Origin of the sequence: Paraburkholderia sp. GAS199, assembly GCF_050436585.1 — a bacterium.
GTDB lineage: Bacteria > Pseudomonadota > Gammaproteobacteria > Burkholderiales > Burkholderiaceae > Paraburkholderia.
On record NZ_JBNDMM010000005.1, the window covers coordinates 322,692 to 338,709 of the forward strand.

Sequence of the window (16,018 nt, forward strand, 5' to 3'; positions counted from 1 at the left end):
CGATCGCGCTCATGCTGCGTGCGCCGCAGCCAGAAACTGGCGCAACTCGTCGGTCTGCGGACTACGGAAGAGCGCCTCGGGCGCTCCGCTTTCGTGGATACGTCCGCGATGCAGAAACACCACCCGGTCGCACACTTCACGCGCAAAGCGCATCTCGTGCGTCACCATCACGAGCGTCATGCCGCCTGCCGCCAGTTCCTTGATGACCGCGAGCACTTCCTGCACGAGTTCGGGATCGAGTGCGGAAGTGATCTCGTCGCACAACAGCGCTTTGGGTGACATGCTCAGCGCGCGCGCGATCGCCACGCGCTGCTGCTGACCACCCGAGAGCTGATCGGGGAAAGCGTCGATCTTGTGCTTCAGCCCGACCCGATCCAGTTGCATTTCGGCCTGCCGGCGCGCCTCGTCCACTTTCATGCCGAGCACGATCATCGGCGCGAGCATCACGTTGCGCCCGATCGTGAGATGCGGGAACAGGTTGAATTGCTGGAAGATCATGCCGACTTCCAGCCGCAGCCGCTTGAGCGCGGCTTCGTCGTCCGACAGACGCACGCCGGCCACGTCGATGCTGCCGCCGTCGATGGTTTCGAGTCCGTTGATACAGCGCAGCAGCGTGCTTTTGCCGGAGCCGCTTTTGCCGATCAGCGAAATCACTTCGCCTGCGCCGATGTTCAGGTCGATACCGTTGAGCACTTCGTTGTCGCCGAAGCGCTTGGTAACCCGGTCAATTTCGATAAGGGGCATTGAAATGGTTCTCCAGATGACGGCTCAGGATGGAAAGCGGCCAGCACAACAGGAAGTAAAGCAGCGCGACGAGTCCGAAGGTTTCGAGCGGCCGGAACGTGGTGTTGCTGATCATCGAGCCCGCCTTGGTCAGTTCGACGAAACCGATGATCGACGTGACCGAGGTGTTCTTGACGATCTGCACGCAGAAGCCGACCGTCGGCGCGATGGCGAGACGGCATGCTTGCGGCAGCACGATATGGCGGTATTGCTGCAAGCGTGTCATCGCCAGCGACGCCGACGACTCCCACTGTCCGCGCGGCACCGCCTCGATACAGCCGCGCCAGATTTCGGCCAGAAACGCCGCGGACCACGCCGTCACCGCCACGCCTGCCGCGAGCCAGCCCGGCACGTCGAGGCCAAACAGCGCCAGTCCGAAAAACACGATGAACAGTTGCATCAGCAACGGCGTGCCCTGAAACAGTTCGACGAAGCCCGCCGCCACGTAACGCGCGCTCTTCTGCGAAGCGAGCCGCAGCCAGACGATTGCCAACGCCAGCGCGCCGCCGCAAACGAACGCCACACACGAAAGCAGCACGGTCCAGCGCAGCGACGCGAGCAGCGCGCGAAGGATGTCCCACCAGGTAAAGTCCATTGCCTTATCTCCCTGCGCCGGCTGCGCCCGTCGCAGCCTTGCCACAACATGCACGGTCGGCGCGACGTTTTGCCAGGCGCGATTCGCCGCGCGCCGTCACGAACCGCGTGCCGAATGCGCGTAACGCCCGGCGCACCAGAATCGCCAGCAACAGATAGACGACCGTCGCCACCGCATACGTCTCGAAGGAGCGAAACGTGCGGCCCTGAATGAAGTCGGACACGTGCGAGATTTCCATCAGCGCGATCTGCGAGCACACGGAGGTGGTCAGCATCACGATCACGAACTGGCTCGTCAGCGCGGGCCAGACCTTCTGCAACGCGGGCCGCAGCAACACATGACGGAACGTCTGCATGCGCGTCATCGCGAGACTCGCAGCCGCTTCACGCTGACCGCGCGGTGTCGCGGCGATCGCGCCACGCAGAATCTCGGTGCCGTACGCGCCGAAATTGATGACGACGGCGATCAGCGACGCCTCGACGGCGTCGAGCTTGATATGCCATTGCGGCAGACCGAAAAAGATGAAACACAACTGGATCAGAAACGGCGTGTTGCGAAAGACTTCCACATACGCTCGCATGATCGAACGTGCCAGCGGGCTGCCTTCGGTGAAGACCCACGCGCCGGTTACGCTCAGCGCAAAGCCGCCCGCGCCGCCCACGACACTGATCACGAGCGTCATCAGCACGCCCTGGGCGAGCAACGGCAGATACGGCACGATGGCACCGAAATCGAATTGATAAGGCATGACGGATGGCGTCCGGTGACGAAAGCAGCGGGCAACGGTCCGCCGCCTCACTCTCCCATGCTGGCGAGCGAGGCAGCAACCGCAACGAACGGGTGGATCAGAAGCGTGCGGATCAGGTGCGATCAGTGCGCGGCGTCGAGCGGCTGTTTCAGCCACTGGCGCGAGAGAGCGTCCAGTTGTCCGCCCGACTTCTCTGCTTCGAAGACCTTGTTGACGGCATCGAGCATGGCGCTGTCGCCTTTGCGCACCGCTGCGCAGACGGGCGAATTCATCAACAGGAGCTTCTGCGCCAGATGTTTCTGCGGATTATCGGCAAGCAGTTTTGCCCCGACGATATTGCCCGTCGCGAGAAACTCCGTCTGCCCCGACAGAAACGCCGCGACCGCCGAACTGTTGTCCTGATAGCGGAAAAACTGCGTGCCGGCGCCTGCGTTCTTCGTGATGAAGAGGTCTTCCTGCGAGCCCGTGACGACACCGATCTTCTTGCCCTTCAACGCACCGACGTCCGCCAGCGGCTCGGCCTGCGGTCCGAACACCGCCGTGTAGTACGGCGCATACGGCTCGGTAAAGTCGATCACTTCGGCGCGTTGCGGATTCTTGCCGAGATTGAGCACGAGATCGACCTTGTTGGTGACGAGGTACGGAATCTTGTTGGCCATCGTCACCGGCACGATCTGCAGCTTCACGTGCAGCGCCGCGGCGGTCAGCTTCGCCACCTCGGCGTCGTAGCCCTTCAGTTCCATGTCGCTACCCACCGAACCGAATGGCGCGTAGTCCTGCGGAACGGCAATGCGGATCACGCCGGCTTTCTTGACGCTATCGAGCGTATCGGCTCGCGCGTCACGCGTATGAAACGCCACGCAGCTCAGACCGAGCGTGCAGACAATCGACAACATGAAGGCACCGGTGCGGCGCGCAAAATTGGCAGTGGATTTCATCGGGCTACTCCGGAATGGAATTCAGAAAGCCGTGGAATGCGGCGTCGAAAGCCTCGGGCGTTTCCAGCATGGGCGAGTGGCCGCTCTCGGTCATCTCGGCGAGCACGCTGTTGCGCAGACCGTCGAGCAGCCGCTGCGCATGTTCCATCGTACGTCCCGCGTCGTGTGCGCCCCATACGATCAAGGCCGGCAGGCCGACGTTGGGCAGATGCGGACGCATGTCGGTTTCGATCAGCGAAGCCTGAATATCGATCATGGCCGACAGCGGCGCCGCCTTGGCCCGCTCCACGTAGCCGTCGAAGAACGGCTGCGGCAGTTCGCGGAACCAGTGCGCGCTGATCTCGCGCATCGTGTCGATACCTTCGGTTTCCAGCTGGCCGAGCAACGCGCGGCCGAGCGCATGGTTGGTCATCGAGGGGCCCGTGCAGACCAGCACGATGCCGCCGAGCTTTTCCGGATAACGGACGGCCGTCATCTGGGTGACGACGCCGCCCATCGAGTGACCCACGATAATCGGCCGGTCGAGTTCCAGACGGTCGATGAAAGCCGCGACGCGGCAGGCGAGCGAGGTGATCGTGTAGCCGCCGGGAGGCGCGTCCGAGCGCAGGAAGTTGTCGATGGCGAGGCCGCGAAAACCGGACGGCAGCGCGTCGATCGTGCGTTGCCAGAGTTCCGACGAACTGCCGAAACCGCCATGCAGGAAAATAACCGGACGACCGGTACCGCCGCTATCCGTGTAGTGAACGCGGGCACCGTCGAGTCGAATGATAGGCATGTAGGGCTCCTTGTTTGGTTGAATCGAGTATCGGGTGGCAAAACCCTGGAGCCAACGCTCATTTTTATTATTTGACGCATATTTATGGTGTGTGTAACTTTTTTGAGTCACCACCGCGCACTCGAATGAGTCGAGCCAAATGGAAAGTTTTCGCGCCATCGGCGAACGCCTGAAAGCGTATCGCCACCAGCTGAACATGACCGCCGACGAAGTCGCCGAAGCGATCGGCGTATCGCGGGCGCTGCTGCATCGCTACGAGTCCGGCAATATCGTGAAGCTCGAAACGCTGGAGAAGTTTGCTCGCGTGTATGGCATGTCGCCGAGTACCTTGCTCGGTCTGGGCACCGAGTATCTGACCGACGGTTTCCGCTTTTTCGAACGCGTCGCCAACCTCGAAGAGCAGGCGGACCGGGTCTCCGTGGTGTTCGGTCCCCTCATCTACGTGCTGAGTTCGCCTGGCTACGACCGGTCGCTGGGACGCAGCCTGCACGATCCTCAAGATATCGATCCGCTCAGTCCCGCCGAAGGCAAACGTCTGCTTCAGGTGCTGGAGCGGCGCAAGGCGATCTTCCGTTTCAGGCAACCGTCGATGGTCAATATCGTGCCGCTCGGCAGCATCGAACGCTATCTGGCCAACGGGCTGGCCGTGACCGCCGACAAGCCTTACTCGGAGCGCGCCGAACTCAGGCGCGAGGCAGCGCGCGAGATCGGTCATATGGCCGAAATGATCGCGCACCCGCCCTTGCACGTGCAGATCGGGTTGACGCCGCGGCCCTTGCCCACCGCCGGGTATCAGATCATTCATGCGAAGGGACGCCGCTATCTCGTCAACAGCCCGTTCCGGATCGGCCAGCCGACCAATCTGCGTTACGGCGTAGGCACGATCACCGAAGATCCCGAGGCGCTGGAGAAACACGACCACCTGACGAGCACGCTCTGGGAGTCTGCGCTGAAGGGCAGCGAGGCCGTTCACGAACTCGAACGCCTGATCCGGCGCTACGCGGATTGATCGTCCGACGACATCGGGTTACTCGACGAAGCGACTTGACGCAACAACCATCCTACTAGTAGGATGCATGCAATTTCACGTGTGCATTGCTTTCAGGAGCCGTCGAGATGGACGCGGAGCTTTCCCCCAAGGCAGTCGAAATTGCCGCCTACGCCCAGTCGTTGCTGGCGGACGGCGGATACGACAGCTTTAGTTACGCCGACATCTCCGATCACGTCGGCATTACCAAGGCGAGTATTCATCATCACTTCCCGAGCAAGGCGGAACTGGTTCGCGTGGTGGTGGCACGGTATCGCGAGCAGGCACGCGAAGGTCTGGCCGCCCTCGACAAACAGATTGCCGATCCGCTCGCCGAGCTTCACGCGTATATCGATTACTGGTCCACGTGTATTCGCGGCAACGTCTCGTCGTTCTGTATTTGCGCCATGCTCGCCGCCGAAATGAAAAAGATTCCCGACGAGGTTGCCGGGGAAGTCCACGGCCATTTCGAAGATCTCGCGGCCTGGCTCACCTCGGTGCTTAAAAAAGGCGCGGCCAAAGGACAGTTCAGTCTGCAAGGCAGCGCGGCCGTCGAGGCCAAAGCGTTCATGTCTTCCGTACACGGCGCCATGCTCGCCGCACGAGGATTCGGCGACCCCAAAACCTTCGACGCCATCGTGCATCTGTCCATGAAACGACTGACTTCGCACAGCTGATTCGCCCTGCCCGGACCGGTCTTTCGAGGCCGGCTTTTTTTAAACCCGTTTATCTACCTACTAGTTGGTTGAATAAATCATTGTACGCGCACCACGGTGCCGATCTTTTCCCTTTCTTCAAGAAGGCAATGCCATGACCCACCCTATTACGTCTCTTGGTGTACTCCATACCGCCGTCAGCCTCGTTCCGATCATTGCGGGCATCTACAGCTTTGCCCGCTATCGCAAGATCGATCCGGCGAAACGTTCGGGGATGGTGTATCTGATCGGCACGACGCTGGCGGTCATTACGTCGTTTGGCGTGTCGAGTACCGGCGGCCTGAATGCCGGACATGCCTTCGGCGTTCTGGTGCTGATCGCCGCGCTCGGCGGTGCTTACGCACCCAACATCCGGTTCCTCGGAAAGGCTCGCCCCTATCTTTCCGTGTTCGGGCTGTCCTTCAGCTTCCTGCTCTCGCTGGTTCCGGGCACGAACGAAACGCTGTCCCGACTGCCGCCGTCGCATCCGTTGGCAAACGGTCCGACTTCGCCGGCGGTGCAGGCAACCTTGCTGGTCTGGCTGGTGATTTTCATTGCGGGATTCGCGACGCAATGCTGGCGCATCAAGTCGCGCAATGGGTCGGGCATGAACGGCGCAGCGCGCGGATAAAACGCGCGTCAGACGGAGGCGCCGCTCATCCCTCCGTCAACGTGATGAAAATCCGCGCGTCCGTCTCGGCAAAGCTGCCGCTCAGCTTCGCGTCGTGGCCTTTGATAATCGCGCTGGCGATATAAAGCCCGAGCCCGAGGCCGCCGCGATTATTCGGATTGTCGAGCGAGCCGCTTTTGAACGGATCGGTGAGCCGCTCGAACGAAGCCGTGGGCTTTTTCAGAAGACGGTTGCGCACTTCGATGGTTCTCGTCTTACCCTCGACGCTGGCCAGCAGTTCGATCGGGAAGCTCGTGTCGCCGTGCTGGCGCGCATTGCTGATGAGATTGGTCAGCGCCTGGTTGAAGCGGTCGGGATCGACCAGCACGTCGCCCAGATCGGCCGGCAACTGCGTGACGATCGTGACGTTGGGATGCGCCAGCCGGTTCTGTTCGACGGTCGATTCCAGCAATTCGCCCAGCGCCACGCGCTCGCGCGTGAGACCCAGACCCACGCCGGAACGGATGCGGCTCACGTCGAGGATGTAGTTGATGAGCGACTGCATGCGCCGCGTCGACCCTTCCACGCGTTTGGCCGTATCGTTCGACGTGGCGAGGCCGCGCCCCATCAGTTGCACGGCCATGTTGATCGCCTGCAACGGATTGCGCAGATCGTGACCCAAGGTGGCGAGCAAGGTGGTTCTCGCGCGCTCGGCCTCGCGCATGCGCTGCAAGGCGACGTCCTGCAAAATCACCCTGAGTTCGCGGGCCGCCGTGCGGTCCATCGACGACCACTCGCGGCTGCGGCCTCGCACGGTCTGCTTCCACACTTCGAACGACCCGCGCGGCGTGAGACGCGCGCCGTTCGGTCCCGACGCGATCACCTTGTCGGGCGGGCCGGCCCAGTTGATCGTCTCGACCAGTTCGCGCCGCAACCACATGATGGTGATGCGCGCATCGCCGACCATCTGGATGGCGAGACATCCGGCTATCGGCCCTTCCGACGTGCTGATGACCGGCAACTCCGGCAACTCGTTACTGAGCGATTGCGTGACGAGCGTATCCTGCCGCGTCGACGTCATGTGATCGGCAAGCGCCCGCAAGGCGTCGATGTTGGTGGCCTTGCTGCTGCCGAGCGCAATCACCTCGTGATCGACCACGGCCATGATGCACTCGCAGTCGATCAGCGAGGAAACGTCGGCCGACGCCGCCAGCAGACCCATCAACGCCTCTTCGGCATGCGCGAGTTCCGTCGCGATCTGGGCCCGCAACTCGTGCACGCGCCGCTCGTCGAGTGAACGCACGCGCGATTCGATCTGCGAAATCAGAATGGACACGACCTGCGTGAGCACCGTGCACGACAGGCGCACGGCGTGCGAGGTGCGATGCGCGGTCATGTGGTGACAGGCGAACAATCCCCAGAGCTGTCCGTCGACGACGATCGACACGCTCATCGACGCGCCCACGCCCATATTCTTCAGGTACTCGATGTGAATCGGCGAGACGCTGCGCAGCACGGCGTAGCTGAGGTCGTACGGCGCGTTCGTGTGCGGATGCAACGACGGCTGGATCGTGACCGCGCTGGCGTCGACCGAAGCGATCTGGCGGATCGGATTCAGCACGTACAGACGCCGCGCCTGCGCCGGAATATCGCCGGCGGGATAGCGCTGATGCAGATACGGCGGCAGGTCGTCGCGGCGCGCTTCGCCGATCACTTCGCCGCTGCCGTCCGAGAGAAAGCGATAACCCATCACGCGATCGAAACCGGTCATTGCGCGGATCGTTTCGGCGGCGGCCTGCAGGAGATCGTCGGGCTTCGAGAACTGGTTCGTCTGCAGGCGTTGAATGGCCCGCTGCGCGTATAACGCGAACTGCGAAGCGGGCGGCGCATCCGCCGCAACCTGCTCGAATTCGGCAATCAGCGTGTCGCCCGACCAATGCGTGATCAGGTCGAAGCGCTCGCCGTTCGCGCCATCGCATTCGACGGCGTCCGAGAGCCGGCTGGGATCGGCCAGCGCGTCGCGCACGGTCTGCAGGGCAAGCGGCGTTAAATGATCGTCCGACAGCAGACCGCCGGTTTCCGGCAGCGCGCCGAGCAGGGCCGGCGCGTTGGTGCTGGCGGCCACGAGGCGCCCCGCGCGGTCGAGGCAAAGCAGCGCGCCGTGCGGTTGAACCAGACCGAGTGCGTGAATCGGCTCCTGATCGCAGTTCGCCACGATTTCGGAAAGCGGTTTGTTTTCCATGAACAGCTCAGCCCCCGGCAACGCGCGCACGCGGTAGATATAGGCGCACAGTTTGCCACAAAGCATTGGGCCGTTTGCCGCGAAAGCGGCCGCCGGTGCTTATCGTCGGCAGAAGCGTCGTCCGATAAAGCGACGACGCAGCGACTCGCCGGCAGCGCGCGCGGCATCGATAAACCGCCGATTGCCTGTCCATTCTCGCCATGCCGTTAAGCCCGACGAGTTCCGCTCGTCCTGCTCCTGCATCGCGACTCGCTGCGACCCGCTGCGCTGCCATGCAATGGGTTCGCGGCTGCCGCGCGATAAAAAAGTTCTTTCGACAGCCGGGAATAAACGGCGGCGCCGTCCGGTCTTGCACTCACACCCGATTTGCCGGATGCGATCGCGTGCGAGACCGGTTCTTTGAATGAAGTGCTGTCACAGGAGCTGCCATGCTGACAAATCCGCTCATTTCGTTCGCGTTGGCATCGGCTGCCTGCACGATCTCGCCGGGGCCGAACGCCATGCTGATGATTCGCAACACGGCGGCATTGGGCGCGAGATCGATACTGCCGACACTCGCTGGCCAGCTCGCCGCGCGCCTGTTGCTGGCACTCGCCGTGGTGCTGGGACTGAGCGCCCTGCTGTTGGCGAATCCGACGATGGCAGGCGCGCTAAAAATCGTCGGCGGCGCCTATCTCGCGTATATCGGACTGCGGGCGCTCGCGGCCAGCGACGCGCCGCCCGCCCGGATTGCCGAACGCGAAACCGGGTCGCGCCGCGCGCTGGCACTCGAAGCCGCCCTGATCAGCGGCCTCAATCCGAATACGCTGGCCTTTCTCGCGGCGGCGCTGCCGCAAGTGCTCAATGCCGGCCAGCCCATCGCGAACCAGTTGCCCGCCATTCTGCTGATCGACGAGACGACGCTGCTGGTCGTGATGTCCGGCTATTCTGTATTGACTTGCATGGTGGCGAGCCGGCTCATGCACGGAAAATGGCGGCTCAAACTCAAACGGACCGGTGGCGCGGTCATGTTGCTGTTCGCAGCCGGCACGCTGGCCTGACAACAACGCTCACGTCATCCGACAAGCCGGGTCCAGATTGCGCGAAGCCGTCGCGCGCGGTCTTCGAAAAGAAAGGACGCGGCCAGCGCCAGCAGACCTGAAACCACACCCGTGAAGAGGTGCTCGACATAGGGATGGTGATAGTGACTCGCGTGGGAATATACGTCGCCAATGGTGGTGAGAATGCCGACAATCAGCGCATTGCCGTACCGGTTCGTGTAGAGCCTCGCCGCGGGCGTGAACGTCAGGAACACGGCGAGCAAGCCGGTGAGCAGACCGGTATGGAAAGCGATCGTCCAGTGACCGAGGCTCATGATGTTGCCCCAACTGCCGGGCATGCACGTCATGCAGGCGCTGGTCGGTTGCCAGAAACGCTGGATGAACAGCCGCAGGCGCCGCTTCCATTCTGTCGACATGACAAGTTTCCGATCGACGCCGTTCGGGCACGCGGCGCAGGGTAATCACACGGTCAGGAGAAATACTATACCGCGCGACCTGGCGCCTCGCGCCGCCGCAGCGCCGGTTTCATCAAACCGGACGCAAAGAGTGCCATACTTGAAGAAAGCGTCGAAGAACGCGTCAAAGAAAGCGGTTACCCGGCGCAGCGCGGCCGGCCAGCAGGAACCGGCGTGGAGACATCATGAAGCCGACATCCGAACTCTATTACCTGACGCTCGTCGCCATGGCCACCATCCTGATGTGGATTCCCTATACGCTGGCGAGAGTATTGACGCGCGGCCTGATGGCGACGCTCGGCAATCCCGACCCGACCCTGCCGCCCGATCCCGCCTGGGCCGAGCGCGCGCGCCGCGCCCACACCAACGCGATCGAAAATCTCGCCGTGTTCGCGCCGCTGGTTCTGGTCGCCGCGCTGATCGGCGTCAGTACGCCGTCGACAATCCTGGCAGCGAAGCTGTACTTCGGCGCCAGGATTGTCCACTACCTCGTCTATGCCGCGGGAATTCCCGTGATCCGCACGCTCGCCTTCATGACCGGCGTAGCGGCAACCATTGTCTTCGCGGTCGCGTTGCTCGGCTCTTTTGCGTAGCCGCTTCATGCATGCGCAGCGCGGTTTCACGATTGGAGGCGTTCGGGCAGAATTCGAAACGCGACGCGGTGCGCAATCGTTCCGCTCGCCAATGTGTTCGACGTTCTCACCGACACCTCTCATGCCCGAGCTGCGCAACCTGACATTCGAATATCTTCTCAACTACATCGCGGTCGTGGAAACCGGTTCGTTCACCCGAGCGGCCGAACGGCGCGGCGTGGGCAAGACGACCGTGAGCGACAGCATCCAGCGCCTCGAACTTCAACTGGGCGCGAGCCTCATCGTTCGCACCACGCGGCGTATCAGCGTGACGGAAGCGGGCGCGGCATTCTTCGAGACCTGCCGCGAGATCGTGCGTCTCGCCGACGAAGCCCTCGCCGCCGTCAGTCCTTCCACGGAAGACCTGAGCGGCACGTTGCGCGTCGCGTCGTCGGTCGAATACAGCGCCATCGTGCTCGCGCCGGTGCTGGCGCGCATGCGTGAAGCGCATCCCAAGTTGCGCATCGAAATGGTATCCGCCGACCGCACCATCGACCTGATCGCACAAGGCGTCGATCTCGCGGTGCGTCTCGGCGAACTGACCGACTCGAGCCATCGCGCCGTGCCCATCGGCAACTATTCGAAGTGGCTGGTCGCGAGTCCCGGCTTCGTCGCGCGCAACGCGATGCCGGCGGAGATTGCCGACTCGACCGGCCTCGCCTTCATCGGACTCTCGGTTCTATCGCATCCCACGCGCTTCACGATGCAGCGAAGCGATGGCGCGTCGAGCGAACTGAACTTCTCCGCTGTCGTGCTGGCCGACACGGTTTATGCGTGCCGCGCGGCCGCCGCCGAAGGCGCGGGCATCGCGTTATTGCCGGATTTCTCCGTGCAGGCGGACCTTGCCGCCGGCCGGCTGGTGCGTCTGTATGACGACTGGTCGACGGCATCGACCGCGATTCATGCGTTGTTGCCGCCAGGCAAACATACGGCGCCCAAGGTGCGCGCGCTGATCGAGATGCTCAAGGCCGACCGCGACGCCGCCCGCATTCAGTCCACCCCCGGCAGATGACCATGACGCAGCAGGATGGTGGTCGGCACGTCGGCGAAAGGCGCATGCGCCGCGCCCGGATGCAAACGTAGCCACGTTCCGGCGGGATAGCGTTCATCGGCATCGGCCAATTCGCCGCTCAGCACGAAAATTTCCTCACCATGGGGATGCGTGTGGGCGCGAGTTCGTGCATCCGGATTCCATGCGACGAGGCTGACATGATGCCGGCCACCCGTCAGCGCCGCCACGCGCATGCGGGCATTGACGCCGACATGCCACGTCCGTTCGCTCGCCGTTCCCAGCCGCGGACGGCACGGCGCATCGTCCGCCAACCCACTCGCCTGGCGATACAGAAGGACGCGCGCGCCCGCTTCGCCCGCGCTCAGGACCGACGCCGCGCACTGCGTCAGAAAGTCGTCGGCCACGAGTGCGTAGCCGCCTGCTCCGACCTTGCCTCGCAGGACATAGACATCGTGACGCATCCCCGCAGCGAGACGGTAGGTCGCGCCGGCAGGCAGCTCGACGATGCCGGTCCACTGCGCGGCAGCGGCATCCGTGAGATGAGTGACTGTTGAGTTGCCTCGCGGCGCGGCCTCGATATCGACCCATGCCCGCTCGATCAGGTTCGTTTGCATGATGCGCCTCTGATGGCTGATGCGATTCGCCAACCGGCTGGTTGACCGTCGATGCCATTGTGCGCAGTCGCCTCGCGCGGGAGAAGTGGGCGAGACCGCGATTCAGAATCCGCTCCATGCGGACAATGCCGCCGCGCTGATGGCCGCTGGCCGGCTTTGCTTTCCCGCATCTCGCGCCTCGCGCCTTGCATCTCGCTCGCGCCTTCAAACCCGGCATTGTCCGCATGGACCGGATTCTGTTTTGGCGTCCGCCTGCCTTACCGCGCGTGACCTCGTCGCACACAATCGGCTCACCCGATCACCCGATTCCATCACGGAGGAAGATCATGAGCACGTTGGCTTCACTGAAGGTATCCGGCACGCAGGCATCGATTCGCGCAACCGGGGCCGTGGCATTTACGATCCTCTCGTGGGCCGCGGCGTTTCCGTTCATCCGTCTCGGTCTGCACGGACTCTCGCCGATGCAGCTCGCCGCCGCGCGCTTCGCCACGGCGGCCGTTCTGGTGATCGCGTGGCTGATCTATCGACGGCCCACGCGGCCATCGTTGCGCGACACCCTGCTGTTCGCCCTATCCGGCTTTCTCGGCATCGCGAGCTACAACGCGCTGCTCAATACCGCCGAGTTGACGGTTGCGCCGGGAGCGGCCGCGTTCATCATGAGCACGTCGCCCATCTTCACCGCGATTCTCGCCACGGTGTTTCTGCGCGAAAAACTCAATCGCTGGGGCTGGCTCGGCTCGCTGTTCAGCTTTGCCGGCATCGGACTGATCGCCTGCGGTCAACCCGGCGGACTCGTGCCCGGCAGCGGCGCGACGCTGATCCTGCTCGCCGCGCTCGCGTCGTCCGCCTACTTCGTGTTGCAGCGACGCCTGATCCCGGTGTACGGACCGCTCGCGAGCACCGCCTACACGCTGCTTGCCGGTGCGTTGCTGCTCTCGCCATGGCTGCCGGGCGCCGTGGGCGCGCTGGCGGCGCCGTCCGCCGCGACCGCGACTTTCTTCGCCGTGCTGGTGCTCGGCGTGTTCCCGGCGGCCCTCGGCTACGCCACGTGGACCATCGGCCTCGGCTATTTCGGCGCCGCACGCGCGTCCAACTTTCTGTACCTCGTACCGGCCATCGCAACCGGATTGTCGATGTGTCTGACCGGCGAGCGCCCCGGCCTGAGCACCATCGCCGGTGGCCTGATGACGATCGCGGGCGTTGCCTTCGTTGCCTGGCGCGGACGTGGCTGAGCGTCAGCGCGACGCGCCCGTCCGCTCACGATGGCGGCCGACGCGGCACACGGTTTGCTACTACGTCATGGTTTGCTTCGACATTCCGGGCCATTCCCTTGCCGGATCTTTCAATCGCGAACCTGCGTCGTTGCCTCCGATCCAACCCGCATTGGCCCACGCTCAACCTTTCTCAGGACCCTGGATGAAATCAAGACTCGTTGCATCTCTGCTGATCGCTTCGCTGCTCGGCACTTCGGTTGCCGCAGTCGCGCAACAGAACCACGACGACCATGGCCCGAATCAAGGTCATTCCGACAATCGCGGCCCCGGCGGCCCAGGCGGTCATGGTCCGCAGGACAATCACGATCACGGCGGTCCGCCTTCGCACAACAACGGCCATGGCGGTCCGCAGGCGCGCGGCCACGGTCCCGCGCCGCGCGATGCCTATGCGGGCGGTCCCGGCGGCCCCGTGCCGCACAACGACTGGCACAAGGGCGAGCGCCTGCCGTCGGAGTATCGCAATCGCAGCTATGTCGTCGACGACTACCGCGGCCACGGTCTGCAAGCGCCGCCGCGCGGTTATCAGTGGGTCGGCGTGAACGGCGATTACGTGCTGGCCGCCGTCGCGACCGGCGTGATTGCGAGCGTGCTGCTTTCCACGCATTGAGTCAGGCAGCGGACGTGTTCCGTCCGCTCCTTGCAAAAAGAAGGGCCGACAAGTATTTGTCGGCCCTTCTTTTTTGCATGATCTGCGCGGGCAGCCCTGGGTCCGCTCGCCTCGCATGGCGCGCGCATTGGCGGATTTCTCGAAAGCTCAGGCGGATTTATTGGTTAGCGCGCCGCGTCCTCACTCGCATAATCGAAAAGTAAAAGAAATCTCCCATTTTCGACGGACGGTCACGCTTGCCGCGTGCGCGTCCCATGCAACGAGGACCCAGCCAGAATGAGTGCCCACGCTGTCCCTACCGTGTCGCCCCAGCAACTCAAGACTCTGCTCGCCGGCGGCCAGGAAATCGCCCTGCTCGACGTCCGTGAAGAAGGCGTCTCGGCGCGCAGGCGGTTGTTCTATTCGTCCGTTGCGCCAGTGGGCCGGCTCGGCTACGTGGCCGCGCGCCTCGTGCCGAAGCGGGACACCGCCGTCGTGCTGATCGACGAACGCGGTGAATACGCGCGCCGCGCGGCCGTGCTGCTGGGCGAGTTCGGCTACACCGACGTGTCGGTGCTCGACGGCGGCGTCGACGGCTGGGCGCGCGCGGGCTTCGAAGTGTTCAGCGGCACCAACGTGCCGGGCAAGGCGTTCGGCGAGATCATCGAAACGCGGCTGCATACGCCCAACATCGACGCCGTCACGCTTAAGGCGCGCCAGGATGCGGGCGACGACCTGATCGTGCTCGACAGCCGGCCGTTCGGCGAATATCACACCATGAACATTCCCGGCGGCGTCGAATGCGCCGGGGCCGAACTGGTGTATCGCGCGCTGGCGGCGGCGCCGTCGCCGGAAACACTGGTGGTGGTGAATTGCGCGGGCCGCACGCGCAGCATTCTCGGCGCGCAGTCGCTGATCAACGCGGGCATTCCCAATCCGGTTGCCGCGCTCACGGGCGGTTCGATGGCGTGGCTCCTGTCCGGTCTCACACTGGAACACGGCCAGACGCGCACCGCGCCGCGCCCCGATGCCGGGACGCTGTCCGCCGCGCGTCGGCTCGCACGAGCGGCAGCGGACAAAGCGGGTGTCCGTGTGATCGGTGCCGACGTGCTGAAGCGTTTCGAAGGCGAAACCTCGACGCGTACGCTCTACCGTTTCGACGTGCGTCATCCGCTCGAATACGAAGCCGGACATCCGGCCGACTGGCGCTCGGCGCCCGGCGGCCAGCTGGTTCAGGCGACCGACGAATACGTCGGCACCCTGCACGCCCGCGTGGTGCTTCGCGACGACGACGGCGTACGCGCGCGCATGACGGCGTCGTGGCTGATCCAGCTCGGCTATCTCGACGTCTATGTACTCGACGACGACGCGAGCGCGCAACTGGCCGGCGCGTCGCTCGAAAGCGGTCCGGAGCCGCGCCGTCTGCTCGGCGTCACGGGACGCGTCCGCTGGATCGAAGCGGACCACGTCGCACAGGGCGGCTACACGGTGATCGATATCGACCGCAGCCTCGCGTTTCGCGAGAGCCATATTCCCGGCGCGCATTTCATTGCAGCAAGCGCGCTCGACGACTACCTGGAGCAGTTCAGCGGCAAGGGCAGCATCGTGTTGACCTCGGAAGACGGCGCGCTCGCCGGACTCGTCGCCGCGAGACTGGCGAGCCGCGTGCCGGATATCGCCGCGCTGCTGGGCGGCACGCGCCGCTGGCGCTCGCTCGGTCTGCCGCTCGAACACGGCGACACCGGCAACCTCACCGGCGACGACGACGCCTGGTACAGCCCGTACCACGCCGCCCCCGATCAGGTGGTTGCACAGATGAACGCCTATCTCGCGTGGGAATTGCAACTGGTCGAACAGGTGGAGCGCGACGGCGTGGCCGCCATCGCCCCGCTCGATTTCGCCACCGCAACCGTCGATCGCAGCCGTGAGCGGCTGGCCTCGATCGCGGTTGAAACAGCGCAACCCGTGCGATAACGCCGGGCATGCAAAAAC

General features: G+C 63.9%; 17 protein-coding genes. 9 read left to right on the forward strand and 8 right to left on the reverse strand.

Going from position 1 to position 16,018, the window contains the following annotated elements:
- Positions 1–9: 9 nt before the first annotated feature.
- The 5 genes from P3T18_RS20985 to P3T18_RS21005 all read right to left on the reverse strand — a co-directional run bounded on the left by P3T18_RS20985 (position 10) and on the right by P3T18_RS21005 (position 3,839).
- Complete coding sequence (locus tag P3T18_RS20985) at positions 10–744, reverse strand: amino acid ABC transporter ATP-binding protein (protein WP_429301880.1); 735 nt, start codon at positions 742–744, stop codon at positions 10–12.
- A complete protein-coding gene (locus P3T18_RS20990; RefSeq protein ID WP_429301881.1) occupies positions 725–1,378 on the reverse strand; it encodes an amino acid ABC transporter permease in 654 nt (217 codons plus the stop codon). The genes P3T18_RS20985 and P3T18_RS20990 overlap by 20 nt, the downstream gene beginning before the upstream one ends.
- Before the next feature lie 4 nt (positions 1,379–1,382).
- Positions 1,383–2,126: an amino acid ABC transporter permease gene (locus tag P3T18_RS20995; RefSeq protein ID WP_429301882.1), complete on the reverse strand. Its 744-nt coding sequence runs from the start codon at positions 2,124–2,126 to the stop codon at positions 1,383–1,385.
- Between the two features lie 122 nt (positions 2,127–2,248).
- Positions 2,249–3,064, reverse strand: coding sequence for a transporter substrate-binding domain-containing protein (locus P3T18_RS21000; RefSeq protein ID WP_429301883.1), 816 nt, complete (start codon positions 3,062–3,064; stop codon positions 2,249–2,251).
- A gap of 4 nt (positions 3,065–3,068) precedes the next feature.
- Positions 3,069–3,839: an alpha/beta fold hydrolase gene (locus P3T18_RS21005; protein ID WP_429301884.1), complete on the reverse strand. Its 771-nt coding sequence runs from the start codon at positions 3,837–3,839 to the stop codon at positions 3,069–3,071.
- 139 nt (positions 3,840–3,978) lie between these two features.
- On the opposite strand from P3T18_RS21005, the gene P3T18_RS21010 reads away from it, so the two are divergent.
- The 3 genes from P3T18_RS21010 (at position 3,979) to P3T18_RS21020 (ending at position 6,192) form a co-directional block, all read left to right on the forward strand.
- Entirely contained in the window at positions 3,979–4,848 is an 870-nt protein-coding gene (locus P3T18_RS21010; RefSeq protein ID WP_429301885.1) for a helix-turn-helix domain-containing protein, read from the forward strand.
- 107 nt (positions 4,849–4,955) lie between these two features.
- Complete coding sequence (locus tag P3T18_RS21015) at positions 4,956–5,543, forward strand: TetR/AcrR family transcriptional regulator (protein ID WP_429301886.1); 588 nt, start codon at positions 4,956–4,958, stop codon at positions 5,541–5,543.
- 133 nt (positions 5,544–5,676) lie between these two features.
- Positions 5,677–6,192 carry a hypothetical protein gene (locus P3T18_RS21020; protein ID WP_429301887.1) on the forward strand — a complete coding sequence of 172 codons (516 nt, stop codon included), beginning with the start codon at positions 5,677–5,679 and terminating at the stop codon, positions 6,190–6,192.
- Between the two features lie 25 nt (positions 6,193–6,217).
- On the opposite strand, the gene P3T18_RS21025 is transcribed toward P3T18_RS21020, so the two are convergent.
- Positions 6,218–8,413: a GAF domain-containing protein gene (locus tag P3T18_RS21025; protein ID WP_429301888.1), complete on the reverse strand. Its 2,196-nt coding sequence runs from the start codon at positions 8,411–8,413 to the stop codon at positions 6,218–6,220.
- Between the two features lie 428 nt (positions 8,414–8,841).
- Here P3T18_RS21025 and P3T18_RS21030 point away from each other — a divergent pair, with 428 nt between their 5' ends.
- A complete protein-coding gene (locus P3T18_RS21030; RefSeq protein WP_429301889.1) occupies positions 8,842–9,453 on the forward strand; it encodes a LysE family translocator in 612 nt (203 codons plus the stop codon).
- Between the two features lie 14 nt (positions 9,454–9,467).
- Here P3T18_RS21030 and P3T18_RS21035 read toward each other — a convergent pair whose 3' ends face one another.
- Positions 9,468–9,869: a hypothetical protein gene (locus tag P3T18_RS21035; protein WP_429301890.1), complete on the reverse strand. Its 402-nt coding sequence runs from the start codon at positions 9,867–9,869 to the stop codon at positions 9,468–9,470.
- 224 nt (positions 9,870–10,093) lie between these two features.
- On the opposite strand from P3T18_RS21035, the gene P3T18_RS21040 reads away from it, so the two are divergent.
- Positions 10,094–10,501 carry an MAPEG family protein gene (locus P3T18_RS21040; protein ID WP_429301891.1) on the forward strand — a complete coding sequence of 136 codons (408 nt, stop codon included), beginning with the start codon at positions 10,094–10,096 and terminating at the stop codon, positions 10,499–10,501.
- A 121-nt stretch (positions 10,502–10,622) separates the two neighbouring features.
- Entirely contained in the window at positions 10,623–11,552 is a 930-nt protein-coding gene (locus tag P3T18_RS21045) for a LysR substrate-binding domain-containing protein (RefSeq protein ID WP_429301892.1), read from the forward strand.
- On the opposite strand, the gene P3T18_RS21050 is transcribed toward P3T18_RS21045, so the two are convergent.
- Positions 11,531–12,166 carry a cupin domain-containing protein gene (locus P3T18_RS21050; RefSeq protein WP_429301893.1) on the reverse strand — a complete coding sequence of 212 codons (636 nt, stop codon included), beginning with the start codon at positions 12,164–12,166 and terminating at the stop codon, positions 11,531–11,533. The genes P3T18_RS21045 and P3T18_RS21050 overlap by 22 nt on opposite strands.
- A gap of 326 nt (positions 12,167–12,492) precedes the next feature.
- Between P3T18_RS21050 and P3T18_RS21055 the strand changes: the two genes are divergently transcribed.
- From P3T18_RS21055 to P3T18_RS21065, 3 genes are all read left to right on the forward strand, one after another.
- Positions 12,493–13,398, forward strand: coding sequence for a DMT family transporter (locus P3T18_RS21055; protein WP_429301894.1), 906 nt, complete (start codon positions 12,493–12,495; stop codon positions 13,396–13,398).
- Positions 13,399–13,582: 184 nt separating this feature from the next.
- Positions 13,583–14,047 (forward strand): RcnB family protein, encoded by a 465-nt coding sequence (locus tag P3T18_RS21060; protein WP_429301895.1) that lies wholly within the window; start codon positions 13,583–13,585, stop codon positions 14,045–14,047.
- Between the two features lie 276 nt (positions 14,048–14,323).
- Positions 14,324–16,000 (forward strand): rhodanese-like domain-containing protein, encoded by a 1,677-nt coding sequence (locus P3T18_RS21065; RefSeq protein WP_429301896.1) that lies wholly within the window; start codon positions 14,324–14,326, stop codon positions 15,998–16,000.
- The last annotated feature ends 18 nt before the right edge of the window (positions 16,001–16,018 follow it).